The organism is Achromobacter mucicolens, assembly GCF_902859725.1.
In the GTDB taxonomy this organism is placed as follows: Bacteria; Pseudomonadota; Gammaproteobacteria; order Burkholderiales; family Burkholderiaceae_B; genus Achromobacter; species Achromobacter mucicolens.
In genome coordinates, this window is the sequence record NZ_CADIJP010000001.1 from 393,297 (window position 1) to 412,187 (window position 18,891).

The window sequence follows — 18,891 nt, forward strand, 5'->3', positions numbered from 1 at the left end:
AAATTTTGTGAATAGTAGGGAGGCCAAATGGCCGAGTTGCGCGACGTGGATTTGAACCTGTTGCTGCTGTTTCAACACCTGCTCGAAGACCGCAACCTGTCGGCGGTGGCGCGGCGCATGGATCTGTCGCAGCCGGCGGTCAGCAATGCCCTGCGGCGCCTGCGCACGGCGTTCGGCGACGAACTCTTTGTGCGCACGGCGCAGGGCATGCTGCCCACGCCGCGGGCCCAGCGGCTGGCCGGACCCGTCAGCGAAGCGCTGGGCCTGCTATCGCAGGCGTTGCAGGACCAGGACGTGTTCGATGCGGCCACCAGCAACCGGCGCTTTCGCGTGGCCATGACGGACGTCGGCGAAATCCACTTCATGCCGCGCCTCATGGAGGTCTGCGTCCAGAAGGCGCCGCTGGTCCGGATCGACTCCGTGCGCGTGCTGGGTCCGGACCTGCCGCGCGAGATGGAGTCGGGCCGGGTGGATCTGGCGATCGGGGCGTTCGATGACATGGGGGCGGGCACGCTTCAGCGGATGCTGTTTCGCCAGGGCTACGCCACGCTCTTTCGCCAGGCGCATCCCACCGCGCATGCGGGAATGGGGATCAAGGCGTTTCGCGCGGAGCGTCACCTCATCGTGTCGCGCGCGGCGCCCTATGGGCAGGTCAACCAGTCGATGGAGCGGGCGGGGGTGGATCTGGCCGAGCATTTCAGCGTGCCGCATTTTTCCGCGGTGCCCTACATCGTCAGCGCTACCGACCTCTTGGCGACCGTGCCGGAAAAGCTGGCGGCCAGCGCCGCCGCGCCCTTTGGCCTGCGCTTCATGATGCCGCCGCTCAAGGTGCCGGCGCTGCAAACCAACATGTACTGGCAGCGCCGGGTGGACCGCGACGGCGGCAATCAGTGGCTGCGCGCCCTGATCGTCAATACCTTCGCGGTCGGTTCCTAGCGGCCTGCGCGGCGCCGCGCCGTGATGGCGGGGCCGGCGTTTCAGGCCGTCTGCGTCACGGAAGCGCGTGCGTGGTGCAAGGCTTCCTTGAGCAGGGCCAGATCGCCCAGGTGGTTGGCCAAGAGCAGGATCAGCGCCGCATTCAGCTCCTGGCTCTGCTCGTTGGACAGGTCGCGGTGGGCATCGATCAGCGCTTCGTAGAAGTCGTCCGGCGCGGCGAGGTTGGTGTCGGTGATAAGCATGGGGATAACCTCTGAAATCACGCGCGGCCTGTCGCGCGATGAACGGCGGCGGCGACCGCGTTGGGATCGAAGTCGCGCCAGCGCGCGGCGATGTGCTGATCGGGGCGGATCAGGTAGGCGGTGCCCGCCTGCGCGTCATAGCGCTTGGCCAGGCAGCCTTCGCTGTCCCGCACCACCGCCACCTCGGCGGGCAGCGCGGTCACGTCGCACTGCGCATCAGCCACCAGCACGGCCTTGACGGGCACCGGCGCCATGCGTAGCGCCCGCAACGCGGCCAGCGTTTCGCGGGCGGGCAGCGTGGCGCCGCAGAACACCGCCAGCACGAACTCGCCATCCAGCTGCGACAGCCACCAGCCCGGTTCGCCCCGGATCAGCACCGGCGCATCCAGCGCCACCGCGCCCGGCACCATGCGGCCGGTGAATGCGTCGGCGTCCGGCGTGTTCAGCGGCGATCCGGCGTAGGTGGCCGGCAGCGACAGGCGGCCGCTGTTCACCAGCGATCGCGCGAACGGATGGTCCTTTGCCAGATTCAGCACCGCATTGCGGAAGCTGCGGCTGATCTCGCTCTTGGGCGTGATGAAGTCGGTGGCGCGCGATGAGTTCAGGATGTTTTCGTCGGCGGCGAACTCGCGTTCGGCGCTGTAGCTGTCGATCAGCGTGTCGGGCGCAAGCCCCGCCAGCACCAGCTTGAGCTTCCAGGCCAGGTTCTCGGCATCCTGCACGCCACTGTTGGCGCCGCGCGCGCCGAACGGCGACACGCGGTGCGCGGAGTCGCCCGCGAAGACGATGCGGCCGTGGCGGAACTTGTCCATGCGTTCGCACGCAAAGGTGTAGACGCTGACCCATTCCAGCTCGAACTGCGCGTCCGGCCCGAGCAGCGCACGGATGCGGGGCAGCACGTTCTCCGGCTTGACGGCTTCGACGGGGTCCGCATTCCAGCCCAGCTGAAAGTCGATGCGCCAGACATTGTCGGGCTGCCGGTGCAACAGCACCGATTGGTTGGGGTGAAAGGGCGGGTCGAACCAGAACCAGCGCTCGGACGGGAAATCCGCCGTCATCTTGACGTCGGCAATCAGGAACCGGTCGCGGAAGATGCGGCCGTGGCTTTCCTGGCCGATGAGCTTGCGCACGGGCGAGCGCGCGCCGTCGCAGGCGATCAGCCAATCGGCATGCAGCGAGTACGGGCCTTCCGGCGTTTCCACGGTCAGCGTCACGCCATCGGCGCCTTGCATGACGCCGGCGACCTTGTTCTTCCAGCGCAGCTCGATGTTGGGCTGCTGGCGGGCCGCTTCGTACAGATAGCCTTCGGCGTAGTACTGCTGCAGATTGATGAACGCCGGGCGCCGGTGGCCGGGCTCGGGCAGCAGGTCAAAACGCCACACTTCCTGCTCGCGGAAAAACACCTTGCCCACGTTCCACGACACGCCCTTGTCGATCATGCGCTGGCCCACGCCCAGGCGGTCCCAGATTTCCAGCGTGCGCTTGGAAAAGCAGATGGCGCGCGATCCGGTGGACAGTCGGTAGTCGTCGTCCAGCACCACCACGTGCACGCCCTGGCGCGCCAGGTCCAGCGCCGTCGTCAGGCCGACGGGGCCGGCGCCCACCACCACGACCTGATGACGCGCCAGGCTGGCCGCCGTCTGGTCCGCGTGCTTTTCATAGGCGAACTCCATCGCCTGAAAGTCGATGTCTCCCACGGTTGTCTCCTGTGTGGGTCATTTTCTAGTTATGCGGACACGCTGCGCCGCAAGGGGTCGCGCGTGTCCGGTTCTTGCTTGTCGAGGCAGGGTTGGGGGATCAGCCTTCCAGCTGCGCCCACATTTCCAGGTCGCGCTTGTCGGTCCAGATGCGCGGGTGCGTGTAGCCCGTGGCTTCGTCGTAGGCGCGGGACACGTCGAACGGCATGCAGTGGTCGAAGATCACCCAGTCGCTGTAGCGCGGCTTCATGAAGTCGTAGACCTCGCGGTAGATCGTCTTCAGGTCCTTGCCTTCGGCCACGCCGCGGTTCACGGCGCCGTACAGGTCCGTCAGGAAGGCGCGCGTGCCGGCCAGGCCCTGGCGCACTTCGGTGGCGTTCTTGAGGGCGGGGCCGCGGCCCGGCACCATCTTTTCGGCTTCAAAGCCCGCCAGCGCGTCCAGCGTGGTGGGCCAATCGCGGAAGTAGGCGTCGCCGCAGTAGGGCGTGGACTGGTATTCGACCAGGTCGCCGGCGAACAGGATCTTCTGTTCGGGCAGCCAGGCAATGGTGTCGCCCTTGGTGTGGCCGCGGCCGACCTGCAGCAGCTTGACTTCCAGGTTGCCCAGGTTGACCGTCATTTCGCCCTTGAACGTCATGGTCGGCCAGACCAGGCCCGGCGGAATCGACTCGGCGTTGCGGAACAGGCGCGGGAACCGGCCGATCTCGCTGGCCTTGTCCTGCTCGCCGCGTTCGGCGATCAGGTCGTAGGTGTCGCGGCTGGCCAGGATTTCCTGGGCGTTGTAGGCCGAGGCGCCAAACACGCGCACGGCGTGATAGTGCGACAGCAGGATGTACTTGATGGGCTTGTCCGTCACTTCGCGGATGCGGCGGATCACGTCCTCGGCCATCACCGGCGTGGCTTGGGTGTCGATCACCATGACGGCCTCGTCGCCGATGATCACGCCCGTGTTGGGGTCGCCTTCGGCCGTGTAGGCATAGGCGTTGTCGGACAGCTTTTCGAACGAGACGACCTTGTCGTCCATGTCCGCGTGCGAGGCGAATTGCTTGCTCATGGAGGCTCCTTCCACTTTTCTAGGAATAGGGTGTGTGGAAGGAAATATAGTCCCGCGTTAGTTTTCGTGCAATACGTTTGCTATAAACGAATTCCCGAGTTGTAACGGCGATTTCGCCAGGCGCGTCGTCACGTCGCCGATCAGTTCCGTTGGCATTTTGGGCAGTAGTAGGTGGCGCGCTGCCCCTGGACAAAGCGGCGGATCGGCGTGCCGCAGACCCGGCAGGGCAGCCCTTCGCGCTCGTACACGGCCGCGTGGATCTCGAAGTAGGCGCCCGGTTCGCCGCTGGCGCCCACGTAGTCGCGCAGGGTGCTGCCGCCGGAGGTGAGGGCGTCGGCCAGCGTGGCCCGCACCATGTCGGCCAGGCGCTCGCAGCGGGCCAGTGACAGCTTGTTGGCCGGGGTCTTCGGGTTGATGCGCGCGCGAAAGAGGCTTTCCGACGCATAGATGTTGCCCACCCCCACGACCGCCATGCCGGCCAGCAGCACCTGCTTGACCGCGGCGCCGTGGTTCTTGAAGTGCCGGTGCAGCCAGGCGCCGTCAAAGCGCGGGTCGAAGGGCTCGATGCCCAGCTTGGCCAGCAGCGGGTGGGCTTCGAGGGGGCCATCAGCGTCGTCGTGCCACAGCACGGCGCCGAATCGGCGCGGATCGTGCAGGCGCAGGACGGCGCCGTCGAAGATCCATTCGACATGATCGTGCTTGCGCAGGAATTCACCGGGCGCCACGCTGCGCAGGGAGCCCGACATGCCCAGATGCACGATCTGGGTGCCATGTTCGAAGCGCAGGAGCAGATACTTGCCGCGCCGCGCGCATTCCAGCACGGTGCGTCCGCCGATCAGGGACGGTAGTTCCGGCGGGATGGGCCAACGCATGCGGGGTTCGTGAACGACCAGTCGCGACAGCGTCTGGCCGGTGATGATGGCGTCGATTCCTCGGCGCGTGGTTTCGACTTCAGGCAGTTCCGGCATGAGCCAGTGTAAGATCATCAATTGCGTGTACGAAGATTGTGCCATCAACCGGACGGGCCGCGTGAAGTCGTCTTTTAAACAAATGAATATCGGGATCGCCGCGTTGGGGCTTGCGCTGGCAGCAATCATGGCCCCGCCGGCCCAGGCCGCCGACGGCCGGACGCGTGACGCGACGGGTCCACGGATGGCTCCCCAAAGCCGCCAGCCTGAAACCGAAGTCATCCGCCTGCGCCCAGGTCAACTGCCTTATGTGTCGCTGACCGGCGATATCTTCTACCGCGTACTGGCTTCCGAGATCGCCGCCCAGCGCGGTATGTACGGCACGGCCGCCACCACCATGGTCGGTCTGGCCCGCGACACTGGCGATCCCCGCCTTGCCCGCCGCGGCCTCGAGTTCCAGCTTGCCGGGGGCAATCTGCCCGGGGCGCTGGATGCCGCCCGCGTCTGGGCCCGTCTGGCCCCCAACGACATCGAAGCCAGCTCCACCGAACTGGCGCTGGCCGCCGCCAATGGCCAGACCAAGGGCCTGGCCCAAGCGCTGCGCAAACGCATCGATTCCTCGCGCGACAAGCCGGCCGCCATCGGCCAGGCGCTTGCCGTGCTCAGCCGCCTGAACGACCGCCGCCTTGCGCTGCGCATCCTGGACGAATCCCTGAGCGACAGCGTGCGCAAGCTGCCTGCCGCGCACCTCGCGCTGGCCGACGTGGCTTCCGCCGCCGGCGACTACGAGCGCGCCGCCCAGGAATCGCGCGCCGCGCTGGCCGCCGACCCCAAATCCGAAGGCGCCGCCCAGCGCGTGCTGGAGTACGGCTCCAAGGTCGATCCCAAGCGCGCTCAGACCGAGGCCCGCGCCTTCATCAACCGCAATCCCGGCGCGCGCAAGGTCCGCCTGATGCTGGCCGGCCAGTTGGCCGACAGCGGCGACTACGACGCCGCCCTGGCCGAGCTTCAGGCCATGTCGCGCCGCTCGCCCGAGGATTTCGACCTGCTCTTCATGCAGGCCCAGCTGGCCTACAAGTCCGGACAACTCGCGCAGGCCAAGACCCTGCTGCAGCAGTATCTGGACGTTCAGAACCAGCGCCAGCGGGCCACGGTGCCCGGCGCCACCGACGCCGGGGCGGCTGCCGCCGATGCGCACGTGCTGCTCGCGCGCATCGCCGAAGACCAGGGCCGCTACGACGAAGCCATCGCCGAACTCGGCCGTATCGACGATCCCACGCTGCGCTATTCCGTGCGCATGCGCCAGGCCGCGCTGCGCGCCAAGAGCGGCCGCGTGGACGACGCGCTGGCCATGATCGACTCGGCCGGCCCGCAGGACGAAGAAGAACGCGCCCTGGGCTCGCTGACCAAGGCGCAGATCCTGCGCGATGCCGACCGCATCGGTCAGGCGGTCGCTGCCCTGGAAGCCGCGGACCAGGCGCTGCCGGACACGGTCGAGATCAAATACGAACTGGCGATGCTGTACGAACGCCAGAACCGTCTGGCAGACCTGGAGCGCATGCTGCGTCAGGTCATCGCGCTGGATCCGGACCATGCCCACGCGTACAACGCGCTGGGCTACACGCTGGCCGACCACAACCAACGCCTGCCCGAAGCCCTCGATCTCATCACGCAGGCGCTGGAACTCTCGCCCAACGATCCGTTCATCCTCGATAGCATGGGCTGGGTCAAGTTCCGCATGGGCGACACCATTGCGGCGGCGGACTATCTGCGCCGGGCCTACAGTGTGCGTCCCGAAGCCGACATCGCGGCCCATCTGGCCGAGGTGCTTTGGGCGCAGGGCAAGCGCGATCAGGCCACGGACCTGCTGCGCGCCGCCTTGCAGAAGGATCCCAAGAACAAGACGGTCCAGGACGTCGTGAAGCGTCTGGGGGTCAACCTGTGACGGCAGTCTTTGCAGGATTTCGCGGCGCGGCGTCCGGCTTGCGCTGGGTGGCGCTGGCGCTGCTTGCCTTCACGCTTGCCGCCTGCACGTCCTTGCCCAAACCCATCGAAGGGGCCAGCGACGACGCGTTCTCGCGCATTGGCCGCTTTGCCATCACCGTCAACGAAGAAGGCGGCAAACAGAATGCAGTGCAGGGCGGCTTCTCGTGGTCCGACGATGGGCGCCGCTATGTGCTGGACCTGACCAACCCGTTGGGGTCGACCGAAGCCCGCGTGGAAGGCCGTCCCGGCGCCGCCAGCCTCACCAAGGCGGACGGCACCCGCCTGGTCGCCGACAACCCCGATGCGCTCGCCGAGGACGCCCTGGGCAGCAGCATGCCCGTGTCGGGCTTGCGCGACTGGCTGCGCGGCAAGCTGGCGGCAGATCCGCAGGCCTCTGACGTCAAGCGCGACGAATTGGGCCGCCCCATCGCCTTCGAGCAGGGCGGCTGGCGCGCCAATCTCTCCCGCTACGACGAAAAAGGGCCCCAGCTTCTCGTGCTGGAGCGTCTGGAGCCGGGCCGCCGGATCCTCGTTCGGCTGGTCGTCAATCAATCCTGATCCCGTGCGGCTTCACGGCCGCACGGTGCATCCAGCGTCATCGAATACGGGTTAACCCTTATCACACCCCCGGATTTCCAATCAAGCGAATAAGCGCCGCAAATCGGGGCGTGTTACCGCTTGAAATATATTGCCTTGACTGAATAATTCTCCCTGCCTTAGCGCGAGGTACTTACGCGCAGCAGCAATCGGGGTCGACGCGAGTCTGCCGCCCACCCTTTTGGAGAATGGCCATGTTCAGGAACACCCGCATCGCGACGGTGCTATTGGGAATCATCGCGATCTTTTTCACCTTCCAGCTGGTGATCGGCGCAATGGGCTTTGCCGCCCTGCGCCAGACCAACCAGGATGTCGCGCAGCTCTATCGCCTGTCGCAGCAGCAGGTCAACGCGGTGAACGCCGCTTCGCTGTCGCTGGTCGCGGCGCGCACCGACCTCAGCCGCTACGCCACCCGCGTCGCGCAAGGCAACACCGACGACAAGACCTCGCTCGTCGCGGCGCGCCAGCGCATCGTGTCGGCCGACCGGGCCTTCCAGGGCTTTTCCAGCGGCCTGACCGCCGAGGAAAAAGCGGAATCGGCCGCCATCATCGACGCCTACACCAAGCTCAGCACCAACCTGCAAAACGTGGGCCGCGTCCTTGAAGCGGGCGACATGGAGGCCTACTTCAAGCAAGGCACGCAGTCGGTGCAAGAGCGCCTGGTGAGTGAGCGCGATGCGTTCATCCAGCGCGCCGAGGCAACCGGCCAGGCGGTCATGGACGAAATCTCCATGTTCAACTCGCTCTTCACCGGGCTGCTCGCCGGTATTCTTGCGCTGGGCCTGCTGGTGGCCGTGGGTGCACACGTGCTGATCCGCCGCATGATCGTGCGTCCGCTGGTCGAGGCCGGCGAGGTCTTTCGTCGCATCGCCGAAGGCGACCTGACGCGCCGCGTCGCCGACTTCGGCAAGAACGAAATCGGCGCGCTGCTCAGCGCGCTCAAGGGCATGCAGGACAGCCTGGTGCGCACCGTGTCGGCAGTGCGCCGCGGCGTCGACGAAATCAACGTCGGCGCGCGCGAGATCTCCTCGGGCAACACCGATCTTTCCAGCCGCACCGAAGAGCAGGCCGCCTCCCTCGAGGAAACCGCGGCCAGCATGGAAGAGCTGGCCACCACCGTGAAGCAGAACGCCGACACCGCGCGTGAAGCCAACCGCATGGTCGCCGCCTCCGAGGCCGTCGCGCAGCGCGGCGGGCAAGCTGTCTCCAGCGTGGTCGAAACGATGCGCGCCATTTCGGGCAGCTCGTCGCGCATCGCCGACATCGTGGGCGTGATCGACGGCATTGCATTCCAGACCAACATCCTGGCGCTCAACGCGGCGGTGGAAGCCGCACGCGCGGGCGAGCAGGGCAAGGGCTTTGCCGTCGTTGCCAGCGAAGTGCGCACGCTGGCGCAACGCAGCGCCGCGGCCGCCAAGGAAATCAAGCAGCTCATCGAGGACTCCGCGCAGAAGGTCGGCGTGGGTTCGGAGCAGGTTGAAAACGCAGGCGCCACGATGCGCGAGATCGTCGAGTCCGTGCAGCGCGTGACCAGCTTGATGGCCGAGATCTCGGCCGCTTCCGAAGAGCAGGCCACCGGCATCGACCAGGTCAACCGCGCCGTGTCGCAGATGGATAGCGTGACGCAGCAAAACGCCGCGCTCGTCGAAGAGGCGGCCGCCGCGGCCGGCGCGCTGGAAGAGCAGGCTCGCCAGCTGGCCGGCGCCGTGTCGGTCTTCAAGCTGCCCGACGGTCAGGTCATCGACGCGCCCGCCGCCAGGCTGGGCGCCAGCATGACGCCGCAACTCGCGTAACGTCACCTCGCAGTTCCGCCATCAGTGCGTGTCCGCACGCGTTGGGCGCACGGGCCGGCCCGCCAGTTTTCCTGGCGCGCCGGCCCGTCTCGCTAGAATGACGGAATCCTTTCGCACCGGTTGTCTTTCGTGACTCTCTACGACGTTCCCGCTCCCGCCAAGCTGAATCTCTTTCTGCACGTCGTGGGCCGCCGCGCCGACGGCTACCACCTGCTTCAGACGGTGTTCCGCTTCATCGATCTGTGCGACACGCTGCACTTCGAGGTGCGCGCCGATGGCGTCATCAGCCGCGCCACTGACCTGCCGGGTGTCCCGGAAGATGAGGACCTCACCGTGCGCGCCGCGCGCGCGCTGCAAAAGGCCACGGGCACGCGCCAGGGCGCGCAGATCAGCCTTGAAAAACGCATCCCGCAAGGCGGCGGATTGGGCGGCGGGTCCAGCGATGCGGCATCAGTTCTGATCGCATTGAACAAGCTGTGGAACACGGGGCTGACGCGCCGCGAGCTCATGGCGCTGGCGCTGCCGCTGGGCGCGGACGTGCCCGTCTTCGTCTTCGGCCAGTCGGCATTCGCGCAGGGAATTGGCGAAGATCTCACGGCTGTGACCCTGCCCGAACGCGCCTATCTGGTGGCGCAACCGGATGCCAGCGTGCCGACCGTTGGCATTTTTTCCGCACCCGATTTGACAAGGAATTCTTCTTACATCACAATAGCGGACTTTCTTGCTTCGCAAACATTTTTGCCTAGCGAATCCAGCGGTAAATTTGCCAGCGGTGAATTTGCCAAAGGATGCGCGCTTTACGGAAGAAATGATTTGGAGCCGGTGGTCTACCGTCTTTATCCTGAAGTACTTGGGGCATCGCGGTGGCTTGCTGAGCGGGGTTTCCCTGTTCGCATGTCGGGATCAGGCGCATGTTTATTCGCCGAATTTTCCGAAACATCGCAGGCCGTTTTGGCAGAACAAGAAATAACCGCTATAATGCGCGGCGCTGATAAAACATTCAGCCAAACGCATCCACGGTTTCGGTTAGTGCAGGCATGTACTGGATTAGCTGAACATCCGTTGCGGAATTGGATTGCAAGATAGTTGGGGAGTCGCCAAGCTGGTTAAGGCACCGGATTTTGATTCCGGCATGCGAAGGTTCGAATCCTTCCTCCCCAGCCAACCGAATACATAAAAAAGCTGTTGAACACGCCTGTAAGACACTGGCCCGGGTTCAGCAGCTTTTTTATTTTCCGGATTCGCTGGTGCAAGTTGATTGTGCTGCACTAGGTCTCACCCGCAGGTACCACCCCGCATCACTCGTTAGTGTCTCAAACGACCATCGCATCATCCATCATGGCAAACGATAGCTTCATGATTTTCACGGGCACCGCCAACACTCGGCTGGCCGTGGACGTAGTCAACCACCTCGATATGTCCCTGGGAAAGATGACCGTCGGTCGTTTTTCGGACGGCGAGGTGATGGTCGAGATCAACGAGAACGTGCGCGGCAAGGACGTCTTCGTCCTGCAGCCCACCTGTGCGCCCACCAACGACAACCTGATGGAAATCATGGTGATGGTCGATGCCCTGCGCCGCGCGTCGGCCGGCCGCATCACCGCCGCGATTCCCTACTTCGGCTATGCCCGCCAGGACCGCCGTCCGCGTTCGGCGCGTGTGGCCATCTCGGCCAAGGTCGTGGCCAACATGCTGCAGGTCGCTGGCGTTGACCGCGTCCTGACCATGGACCTGCACGCCGACCAGATCCAGGGTTTCTTCGACATTCCCGTGGACAACATCTACGCCGGTCCGATCCTGCTGGGCGACATCTGGCGCCGCAATTTCTCGAACCTGGTCGTGGTGTCTCCGGACATCGGCGGCGTGGTTCGCGCACGCGCGCTGGCCAAGCAGCTCGAAGCCGATCTGGCCATCATCGACAAGCGCCGTCCGCGCGCCAACGTGTCGGAAGTGATGAACATCATCGGTGAAGTCGACGGCCGCACCTGCATCATCATGGACGACATGGTCGACACCGCCGGCACGCTGTGCAAGGCGGCCCAGGCCCTGAAAGACCGCGGCGCCGGCGCCGTTTACGCCTATTGCACGCACCCCGTGCTGTCGGGCGGCGCCATCGACCGCATCGAAGCGTCGGAACTCGACGAACTCGTCGTCACCGACACCATTCCGCTCTCCGAGCAAGGCCAGGCCAGCAGCAAGATCCGCCAGCTGTCGTGCGCCGCGCTGCTGGGCGAGACCATCCTGCGTATTTCCAACGCCGAATCGGTCAGCTCGCTGTTTGTCGATTGACGCGTTCGCGTCGATCGGATCACAGCCCGAATTTCCAGTTATTTGCGCCTTGCTGGTCGCGGCAAGGTGCAAACAAGCACGGCGCGCCCTTTGCGCGCCGTGATTTCAACCGGTGAAGTCTCTTCACCTTTATTGTTTCGGAGTTATCCATGAAATTTACTGCCACTGCGCGTAGCGTCCAGGGTTCGAGTGCGAGCCGCCGCCTGCGCCGCGCGGGCCGCGTTCCCGCCATTGTTTATGGTGGTACGGCTGCCCCCCTGAACATCGAACTCGACCACAACGAGATCTACCACGCGCTGCGCAAGGAAGAATTCCACGCATCGATCCTGCAAATGCAGCTCGAAGGCGCCAAGGATGAGCAAGTTCTGCTGCGTTCGGTTCAATGGCACGCCTACAAGCCGCAAGTCCTGCACGTGGACTTCCAGCGCGTCGACGCCAACCAAGCCCTGCGCACCAAGGTGCCGCTGCACTTCGTGAACGCTGAAATCTCGCCGGCCGTGAAGCTGAGCGGTGCGATCATCAGCCACGTGACGACCGAACTGGAAATCACCTGCCTGCCGTCGGCGCTGCCCCAGTTCATCGAAGTGAACCTGGCTGACGTGCTGGCCGGCGGTTCGATCCACCTGGCCGACATCAAGCTGCCCATGGGCGTGACCTACGTCCCCCACGGCGGTGAAGACAACCCCCTGCTGGCCGCCGCGGTCACCAAGGGTGGCGCTGCCGCTGCCGACGAAGCCGAAGAAGCTGCTCCGGCCGCCTAAGTCCTGCCGGAAAGCCCTTGCGGCTTTCCCGCGGCTTACGCCCGAAACCCTGCGTGTGCATTTGCATGCGCAGGGTTTTTTGGTTTAAACACCCCCATCATGTCTACTCCCATACGCCTCATCGTGGGACTGGGTAATCCAGGTCCCGACTACGAAACCACCCGGCACAACGCCGGCTTCTGGCTGGCCGACCATCTGGCGGACGATCTGCGCACTTCTTTTGCGCTCGAGAAGTCTTTTTTCGGCATGGTGGCCAAGTCACGCCAGGACGCGGACAACATCCTGCTGCTCAAGCCCAACACCTACATGAACCGTTCCGGCCAGGCGGTCGGCGCGCTGGCCCGCTTTTACAAGCTGACGCCGGAAGAAGTGCTGGTGCTGCACGACGAACTGGACCTCATGCCCGGACAGGTCAAGCTCAAGCAGGGCGGCGGCCACGCCGGCCACAACGGCCTGAAGGACATCCAGGCCGCGCTGGGCAGCCCCAACTTCTGGCGCCTTCGGATCGGCATCGGCCATCCGCGCACGCTGGGCCTGGCCCAACAGGTCGCCGACTTCGTGCTGCACCCCCCCCGCCGCGAGGAACAAAAGGAAATCGAAGCCGTCATCGACCGCTGCCGCGCCGTCGTGCCCGCCATGCTGTCGGGCGACTTCGCGTTGGCCACACGCCAGCTGCATAGCGGCAACGAGTCCTGATGAGCCAAGGCCAGCCCACCCGGAAGCTGCGCTTTCGCAGCGAGATCGCCGACTTCTGGCGCTTCATCCGCCATCCGCACCCGGTGGCGCGGCTGCCGCGTCGCGCCTGCGGCAGCGGGCTCGCCGCCGACTGGTGGCCGGGCATCGGGCCGGGGCGACTTCTGGCCTGGGCCGCCGTGCTGTGGGTGATCAACCTCTTCGCGCTGGGCCCCGTGGCCGTGGCCGCCGCAGGGCTGGGCGGCGTGACGCATCGTCTCGATCCGCACAACATTCCCTGGCTCACCGCGGTGCTGTGGGCGCCGCTGGTCGAGGAAATGCTGTTCCGCTACGGACTTCGCCGGCCGCGCCAGGCCCTGTGGTTGATACCTGCGCTGGTGCCGGTCGTGCTGTGGGGGCCCAAGCTCTGGACGGGGCTGCTGCTGGCCGCGTTCATTTTGCTGGCGGTGTGGGGGCTGCGCGCACGTCCTGAGCCGCTCAAAGGCTGGGACACCAACTGGCGCAGGTATTACCTGCAGCACTTCGGCGTCGTGTTCCATCTGGTCGCGCTGACGTTTGCCGCGGTGCATCTGACCAACTTTGTCTACAACAAGACGCCGTACTGGCTGCTGCCGCTGCTGGTGCTGCCGCAATGGCTGACCGGCCTCGTGCTGGGCTGGATGCGCGTGCGCCGCGGCATCGGAGCCGCGATCCTGCTGCATTCCGTGTTCAACGCCGGCCCCATCCTGATGATCTGGCTGGTCATGCGCTACGCGCCGGCCGTGGCCGGTTAAGGCTTCGGGCCGGGGCGCGCGGTCTGAAGGCAAGGGCGCATGCCCGGTAGCCATGTCGGCTGCGTTTCGCCGGCGGCGTCCTCGGGGCCGCATCACGTCCGCCAGGAGGGCGTCGTTTCACCCCGCCGGGGTAAACTACGCCGTTAACGCTCAATACCGTACTTACACAGGATTCCCATGGCTCTGCAATGCGGCATCGTCGGCCTGCCCAACGTTGGCAAATCGACACTCTTCAACGCTCTGACCCGCGCCGGCATCGCCGCCGAGAACTATCCGTTCTGCACCATCGAGCCCAACGTCGGCGTCGTCGAAGTGCCGGATCCGCGCCTGCAGAAGCTGGCCGAAATCGTCAAGCCCGAACGCATCCTGTCCGCCACCGTCGAATTCGTCGACATCGCGGGCCTGGTCGCCGGCGCGAGCAAGGGCGAAGGCCTGGGCAACCAGTTCCTCTCGCACATCCGCGAAACCGACGCCATCGTCAACGTCGTGCGCTGCTTCGAAGATCCCAACGTGATCCACGTCGCCGGCAAGGTCGACCCGATCGCCGACATCGAAGTCATCGAAACCGAACTGGCCCTGGCCGACCTGCAGACCGCCGAAAAGGCGCTGCAACGCCACCAGAAGACCGCGCGTTCGGGCGACAAGGAATCGCAACGCCTCGTGGCCGTGCTGGAAAAGTGCGTCGCCCAGCTCAACGAAGCCAAGCCCATCCGCTCGCTGGACCTGACGACCGAAGAAAAGGCCGACATCGCCCAGCTCTGCTTCATCACCGCCAAGCGCGCGATGTACGTGGGCAACGTCGCTGACGACGGCTTCACCAACAACCCGCTGCTCGACCGCCTGACCGAATTCGCCGCCGCCCGCAACGCGCCCGTCGTCGCCATTTGCGCCGCCATCGAATCCGAAATCGTCGACCTCGACGACGCCGACCGCGAAGCCTTCCTGAAGGACATGGGCATGGAAGAACCGGGCCTGAACCGCCTGATCCGCGCCGCCTTCAAGCTGCTGGGCCTGCAAACCTACTTCACCGCCGGCGTGAAGGAAGTGCGCGCCTGGACCGTGCCCATCGGCGCCACCGCGCCCCAGGCCGCCGGCGTCATCCACACCGACTTCGAACGCGGCTTCATCCGCGCGCAAACGATCTCGTACGAGGACTACATCACGTACAAGGGCGAGCAGGGCGCCAAGGAAGCGGGGAAGATGCGCGCGGAAGGCAAGGAATACATCGTGCAGGATGGCGATGTGATGAATTTCTTGTTTAACGTGTGATTTACCCGCGAGACCTGGACAGGCTTCGGCGGTAGCCAAGCATGCTGGGGCGCGCGATGCAACGCGTGCCAACTTGCGCCATCAATGAGCCCACTTCGTGGGCTCATTTTTTTTCCGCGGCTCGATCAGGTCGCAAATAAGAAGCTTCCTATATACGCCTGTCGACGCGACGGGCACGATCCTGACGGTGTGTTATGTCCACTTCCGGCCCCTGTGCCGTGGACTTAGAACCCATCTCGGTCTGCACCCAAGTGGTTGGTGCGAGCCGTAGCCGCAGGAGCGCCCCGTGCCCGTCCAATCTGATCTGCGTTTTACGTTTACTGCTGGTGCCGACGAGTTCGATGTCATCGAGTTTCGTCTAGTTGAAGCGCTGTCCGAGACCTTTCTGCTCGAGGTGGACCTGAGCTGCGCGAGTGCCGAAGTCGACTTTGGCGGGATACTGGACCAGCCCGCCTTGTTCACGATCTGGGCGGGCGGACGTGCCGTCAGGCTTGTCCATGGGCTGGTGTCTTCGTTTCAGCAAGGTGACACCGGCTTTAGGCGGACGCGCTATCGCGCCACGGTGGAACCTCGCCTGGCGCGTCTGAAACTAGCTTCAGACTGGCGCATATTCCAGGCGCTTGCTGTTCCCGACATTGCCAAAGCCGTCCTCGGCAAACACCGCATCACGCAAGCTTACGAGCAATGGAGCACCGAATCCCATCTTCCGCGGGAGTATTGCGTCCAGGCAGGCGACAGCGATTACACCTTTGTCGAACGCATCATGCGCGAAGAAGGATTTTTCTACGGTTTCATGCACACCGCTGATGGCCACCGCCTGATCCACTGTGACCGTCTATGGGTATTCGGCAGAGCCGACGGCCCGCCCGTCGAATACAACCCCATGCCCGGCGGAGACCGCCCAACGCCCGCGCTTCACAGTTTTCTGTACACGGAACAGGTACGCACGGCGCGTCATGCCCAGCGTGATTACGACTTCAAGAACCCGCGCTACGACCAACACACCGAACGAGCAGTAGAAAAAGGGGCACACCAGTCGCTCGACTATGAACGTTACGACTACCCGGGGCGCTACAAGAACATCTCGGGGGTGCAGTTCACCCGAGACCGCCTGCGCGGCCTGCGGGGCGGGGCTTGCATGGCGGTCGCCCAAGGCGATGATGCGCGACTGACGCCAGGCGTTTCCTTCGACCTCGTGGGCCACCCGCGCGAGGACATGAATCGCGGTTGGCGGCCGATCCGCCTGGCGCACCACGGCAAGCAGTACACAAGCCAGGCTGAAGACAGCGCAGACGCCGAGCAAGGCACTCACTACCACTGCACCGCCACTCTGGTACCCGACGATGTCGAGTGGCGCGCGGAACCGCTGCCCAAGCCGCGCATCGATGGCCCTCAACAAGCGACAGTGGTGGGGCCGCCGGGCGAGGAGATCTACTGCGACAACTACGGACGCGTGAAAGTGCAGTTTCCCTGGGACAGGGAAGGCAAGCTGGACGAACACAGTTCCTGCTGGATACGCGTGTCGCAGAACGTGGCCGGCGCCCTGTGGGGCCACATCGCCATCCCCCGCATCGGGCAGGAGGTCATCGTCAGCAACTTCGATGGCGATCCGGATCAGCCGGTCATCACGGGAAGGAGCTACAACGCACACCAGTTGCCGCCGTACGATCTTCCGGCGCACAAAACGCGCATGACCATCAAGAGCCAGACCCACAAGGGAGACGGTTTCAATGAAATGCGCTTCGAGGATGAGGCGGGACGAGAGGAGATCTACCTCCATGCGCAGAAGGACCAGAATATCCACGTCAACAACGACGAGAGTACGTTTGTCGGACACGACCGCAGGGAGCGGGTCGAGAACGATGAAGCCATCGTCATCGGCCACGACCGCACGGAAACCATCGGCAACGACGAGCGGGTCACCGTCGCGCGCGACCGGCGCCATGACATCGGCCGGGACGCCTTGCTTGCCGTGGGACGTGACCACACCATCTCTATCGTCAAAGACCGCATCGAGGAGGTTGGCAACCACCGGCGCGACAAGACCGCCGCGAATCATTGGACGGAAATCGGAGGGCACCTGGAGCAGCGCATCGAAGGGCACGCGCATCTGCAGGCGGGCCAGGAAATCCGGAACCTGACCAAGGTCTACAAGGTTCAGGTGGAGGATGAAATTGTGCTGGAGGGGCCGGGCGGGTCGTTGCATATCAACCGGTCTGGCATCACGCTCAGCGGCGTGGCAATACATCTCAAAGCTCCCATAAGCCAGCAAGCAAACGGGGGTGGCGCCTTCCTCTCATTGGCAAGCGCGCCCGAACAGGGTGAGCCGATTTGCGTCAGTTGTTGGTTGAAGGCCGCCCGGGAACGCAAGGCATTGATGAGGATGGGCGCATGATCTCCAATGACTTGATCAGGGCGCTGAACCAAGAGATCCATGACGGCGAGGGTTCACGGTCGTGCCACCTCATGGCATTGATCGACATGGCATTTGTGCCGGAAGACCAGCGGCAAGAAATCGCCGAGCATATCGCCGGTGATGCTCATCCATTACTCATTGATCCGCAGTTGGATGCACTGAAGCCGCTGGGCCCGATGCTTATTGGCGCAAACGGATTTGGGCCAGCGCAGTATGAAGCCGTGCTGGCGAAAGTCGGAGCCCGCTGCGCCGCGTACGTGAATTCCTGGATCTCCAGCGTTGTTCCGCCGCAGGAGCTTGCGTTGCACTTTAGCGGAGCAACTTACGCCATCGGCGAGTCGAATCAGCAGTATTTGCTGCGCTACTACGATCCGGCAATCACGCCGCTTCTGTATGCGCATGCCGACCGCGAATGGGTGTCCCGGTTCTTTGGGCCGGTCCTGTCCTGGTGGTTCCAGGACGCGACGCAAGCGTCCTCGTTGTGGCGCCGGATCCGTGGCAGAGGTCGAAGCGATGGCTCGTCGCCTGCGCAGCCGCTGCACCTGAACACCGCTCTGTGGCAAGTGTTGGAATCCGACCCCCTCCCTCACCGCCTGCTGCACACCCTGGAAGCGCAATTGCCTCACGTTTTCGATAGCGCTTGTGGCGGCGTCAGGCTTGCTCAGGTCGAGGCGCAACTCAACGCTGGACGCCGGTCAGGGCTGACGCGCCACGAAGATCTTACGACCTACGTGATCGTCGGTATGAATCGTTCCTGGAGTCAACGCGTGCAGGACCGTCGATGGCAGAACGCGTTGGATCGCGCCGTGACGGGTGCCGAGACGTTGAACGAATCACTCGCCGCTCTGGCGCGGGCAAGCGTTAAGGACGTGCAGTCATGAACCAGGTTTCATTGGAAGAGTTGCTATCGCAGGCAGTCGATGTCGCGCGCAGTACTCGACGGGACGAGGCGCCCAGCCCGTGCGTCGACTGCAAGTCCGAAGTTGCCATTCTTCCGCTGCGCTATGCCGTGGTGACCAGCGAAGATCCGGAAACGCTTGCCGCGCTGGCGCCGGAACTGCCTCGCAATCTCGGCCTGGGGTTGCCCGCGTTGCAAGCCAAAGGCGTCCGCTACGCCGTGCGCGCCATGCGCCAGGGTTACCTGTACGCGTTCATCAAGCGCTTCGGAAAATGGAATTGCGAAAGCGCATGGCGAGCGACAGGGACAGGGGTGTTCGCCCCATTCTGGCCTTACTCGCCAGATTTGCAGTACGCGCCCGAACCGCGCCGGCTGCTCGGATATGGCGGCTGGACCATTCTGTTCAAGGCCCCGGAAGACATCCAGGAAGCGCGCCTGCTGTTCACTCCGGACGTCCTTACCGGGCGGATGCTCGACAAGTTGCGCGATACCGATTCGTTGCGCAACAAGCTGCAGGCATTCGACATCAAGGAAATCGCCAGCAGCTGCTCGTTTGCTCCCGACGTGCTCGACATGTCT

The 18,891-nt window shown here is 64.6% G+C and carries 17 protein-coding genes and 1 tRNA gene; 14 read left to right on the top strand and 4 right to left on the bottom strand.

Translation table 11 applies throughout. The features are described from left to right. The first annotated feature begins 27 nt into the window (after positions 1–27). Positions 28–936: a LysR family transcriptional regulator gene (locus HV786_RS01700; RefSeq protein WP_128828961.1), complete on the top strand. Its 909-nt coding sequence runs from the start codon at positions 28–30 to the stop codon at positions 934–936. 41 nt (positions 937–977) lie between these two features. Here HV786_RS01700 and HV786_RS01705 read toward each other — a convergent pair whose 3' ends face one another. The 4 genes from HV786_RS01705 to mutM all read right to left on the bottom strand — a co-directional run bounded on the left by HV786_RS01705 (position 978) and on the right by mutM (position 4,897). Further along, a complete protein-coding gene (locus HV786_RS01705) occupies positions 978–1,178 on the bottom strand; it encodes a DUF2783 domain-containing protein (protein ID WP_056325352.1) in 201 nt (66 codons plus the stop codon). 17 nt (positions 1,179–1,195) lie between these two features. Then, positions 1,196–2,875: an FAD-dependent oxidoreductase gene (locus tag HV786_RS01710; protein WP_175209815.1), complete on the bottom strand. Its 1,680-nt coding sequence runs from the start codon at positions 2,873–2,875 to the stop codon at positions 1,196–1,198. Between the two features lie 100 nt (positions 2,876–2,975). Beyond that, positions 2,976–3,929 (bottom strand): MBL fold metallo-hydrolase, encoded by a 954-nt coding sequence (locus tag HV786_RS01715; protein WP_056325358.1) that lies wholly within the window; start codon positions 3,927–3,929, stop codon positions 2,976–2,978. Between the two features lie 140 nt (positions 3,930–4,069). Next, on the bottom strand, positions 4,070–4,897 hold the full coding sequence (gene mutM, locus HV786_RS01720) for a bifunctional DNA-formamidopyrimidine glycosylase/DNA-(apurinic or apyrimidinic site) lyase (protein ID WP_062840008.1): 828 nt from the start codon (positions 4,895–4,897) through the stop codon (positions 4,070–4,072). On the opposite strand from mutM, the gene HV786_RS01725 reads away from it, so the two are divergent. The 13 genes from HV786_RS01725 to HV786_RS01785 form a co-directional block, all read left to right on the top strand. After that, positions 4,896–6,782 (top strand): tetratricopeptide repeat protein, encoded by a 1,887-nt coding sequence (locus HV786_RS01725; protein ID WP_128828959.1) that lies wholly within the window; start codon positions 4,896–4,898, stop codon positions 6,780–6,782. The two genes, mutM and HV786_RS01725, sit on opposite strands and share 2 nt — an antisense overlap. Beyond that, positions 6,779–7,381 carry a lipoprotein insertase outer membrane protein LolB gene (gene lolB / locus HV786_RS01730; protein ID WP_128828958.1) on the top strand — a complete coding sequence of 201 codons (603 nt, stop codon included), beginning with the start codon at positions 6,779–6,781 and terminating at the stop codon, positions 7,379–7,381. Before HV786_RS01725 ends, lolB begins: the two co-directional genes overlap by 4 nt. A gap of 233 nt (positions 7,382–7,614) precedes the next feature. Further along, positions 7,615–9,213 (top strand): methyl-accepting chemotaxis protein, encoded by a 1,599-nt coding sequence (locus HV786_RS01735; protein ID WP_062840011.1) that lies wholly within the window; start codon positions 7,615–7,617, stop codon positions 9,211–9,213. A gap of 129 nt (positions 9,214–9,342) precedes the next feature. Next, a complete protein-coding gene (gene ispE, locus HV786_RS01740) occupies positions 9,343–10,299 on the top strand; it encodes a 4-(cytidine 5'-diphospho)-2-C-methyl-D-erythritol kinase (protein ID WP_128828957.1) in 957 nt (318 codons plus the stop codon). Position 10,300: 1 nt separating this feature from the next. Next, positions 10,301–10,377: transfer RNA gene (locus HV786_RS01745), tRNA-Gln, on the top strand. A gap of 174 nt (positions 10,378–10,551) precedes the next feature. Then, positions 10,552–11,502 (top strand): ribose-phosphate pyrophosphokinase, encoded by a 951-nt coding sequence (locus tag HV786_RS01750; protein WP_056325372.1) that lies wholly within the window; start codon positions 10,552–10,554, stop codon positions 11,500–11,502. A 149-nt stretch (positions 11,503–11,651) separates the two neighbouring features. Beyond that, the gene (locus HV786_RS01755; RefSeq protein ID WP_056325375.1) at positions 11,652–12,263 is read left to right on the top strand and encodes a 50S ribosomal protein L25/general stress protein Ctc; all 612 of its coding nucleotides are present in this window, start codon (positions 11,652–11,654) and stop codon (positions 12,261–12,263) included. A 99-nt stretch (positions 12,264–12,362) separates the two neighbouring features. After that, a complete protein-coding gene (pth, locus tag HV786_RS01760) occupies positions 12,363–12,959 on the top strand; it encodes an aminoacyl-tRNA hydrolase (protein WP_128828956.1) in 597 nt (198 codons plus the stop codon). After that, a complete protein-coding gene (locus HV786_RS01765; protein ID WP_175209817.1) occupies positions 12,959–13,729 on the top strand; it encodes a CPBP family glutamic-type intramembrane protease in 771 nt (256 codons plus the stop codon). Before pth ends, HV786_RS01765 begins: the two co-directional genes overlap by 1 nt. Before the next feature lie 177 nt (positions 13,730–13,906). After that, positions 13,907–14,998, top strand: a complete 1,092-nt coding sequence (gene ychF, locus HV786_RS01770; protein WP_128828955.1) for a redox-regulated ATPase YchF — start codon at positions 13,907–13,909, stop codon at positions 14,996–14,998. Positions 14,999–15,284: 286 nt separating this feature from the next. Next, entirely contained in the window at positions 15,285–17,393 is a 2,109-nt protein-coding gene (locus tag HV786_RS01775) for a type VI secretion system Vgr family protein (RefSeq protein ID WP_128828954.1), read from the top strand. After that, positions 17,390–18,295 (top strand): DUF4123 domain-containing protein, encoded by a 906-nt coding sequence (locus tag HV786_RS01780; RefSeq protein WP_128828953.1) that lies wholly within the window; start codon positions 17,390–17,392, stop codon positions 18,293–18,295. Before HV786_RS01775 ends, HV786_RS01780 begins: the two co-directional genes overlap by 4 nt. Beyond that, positions 18,292–18,891 (top strand): toxin VasX (locus HV786_RS01785; protein ID WP_217472102.1); only part of this gene is annotated, 600 nt, incomplete at its 3' end. The genes HV786_RS01780 and HV786_RS01785, both read left to right, overlap by 4 nt.

Excerpts from the sequence above, each read along its gene's own strand:
- HV786_RS01700 (WP_128828961.1), top strand. The coding sequence starts at position 28 with ATGGCCGAGTTGCGCGACGTGGATTTGAACCTGTTGCTGCTGTTTCAA.
- HV786_RS01705 (WP_056325352.1), bottom strand. The coding sequence starts at position 1,178 with ATGCTTATCACCGACACCAACCTCGCCGCGCCGGACGACTTCTACGAA.
- HV786_RS01715 (WP_056325358.1), bottom strand. The coding sequence starts at position 3,929 with ATGAGCAAGCAATTCGCCTCGCACGCGGACATGGACGACAAGGTCGTC.
- HV786_RS01725 (WP_128828959.1), top strand. The coding sequence starts at position 4,896 with ATGAGCCAGTGTAAGATCATCAATTGCGTGTACGAAGATTGTGCCATC.
- mutM (WP_062840008.1), bottom strand. The coding sequence starts at position 4,897 with ATGCCGGAACTGCCTGAAGTCGAAACCACGCGCCGAGGAATCGACGCC.
- HV786_RS01735 (WP_062840011.1), top strand. The coding sequence starts at position 7,615 with ATGTTCAGGAACACCCGCATCGCGACGGTGCTATTGGGAATCATCGCG.
- HV786_RS01750 (WP_056325372.1), top strand. The coding sequence starts at position 10,552 with ATGGCAAACGATAGCTTCATGATTTTCACGGGCACCGCCAACACTCGG.
- HV786_RS01755 (WP_056325375.1), top strand. The coding sequence starts at position 11,652 with ATGAAATTTACTGCCACTGCGCGTAGCGTCCAGGGTTCGAGTGCGAGC.
- pth (WP_128828956.1), top strand. The coding sequence starts at position 12,363 with ATGTCTACTCCCATACGCCTCATCGTGGGACTGGGTAATCCAGGTCCC.
- HV786_RS01765 (WP_175209817.1), top strand. The coding sequence starts at position 12,959 with ATGAGCCAAGGCCAGCCCACCCGGAAGCTGCGCTTTCGCAGCGAGATC.
- ychF (WP_128828955.1), top strand. The coding sequence starts at position 13,907 with ATGGCTCTGCAATGCGGCATCGTCGGCCTGCCCAACGTTGGCAAATCG.
- HV786_RS01780 (WP_128828953.1), top strand. The coding sequence starts at position 17,390 with ATGATCTCCAATGACTTGATCAGGGCGCTGAACCAAGAGATCCATGAC.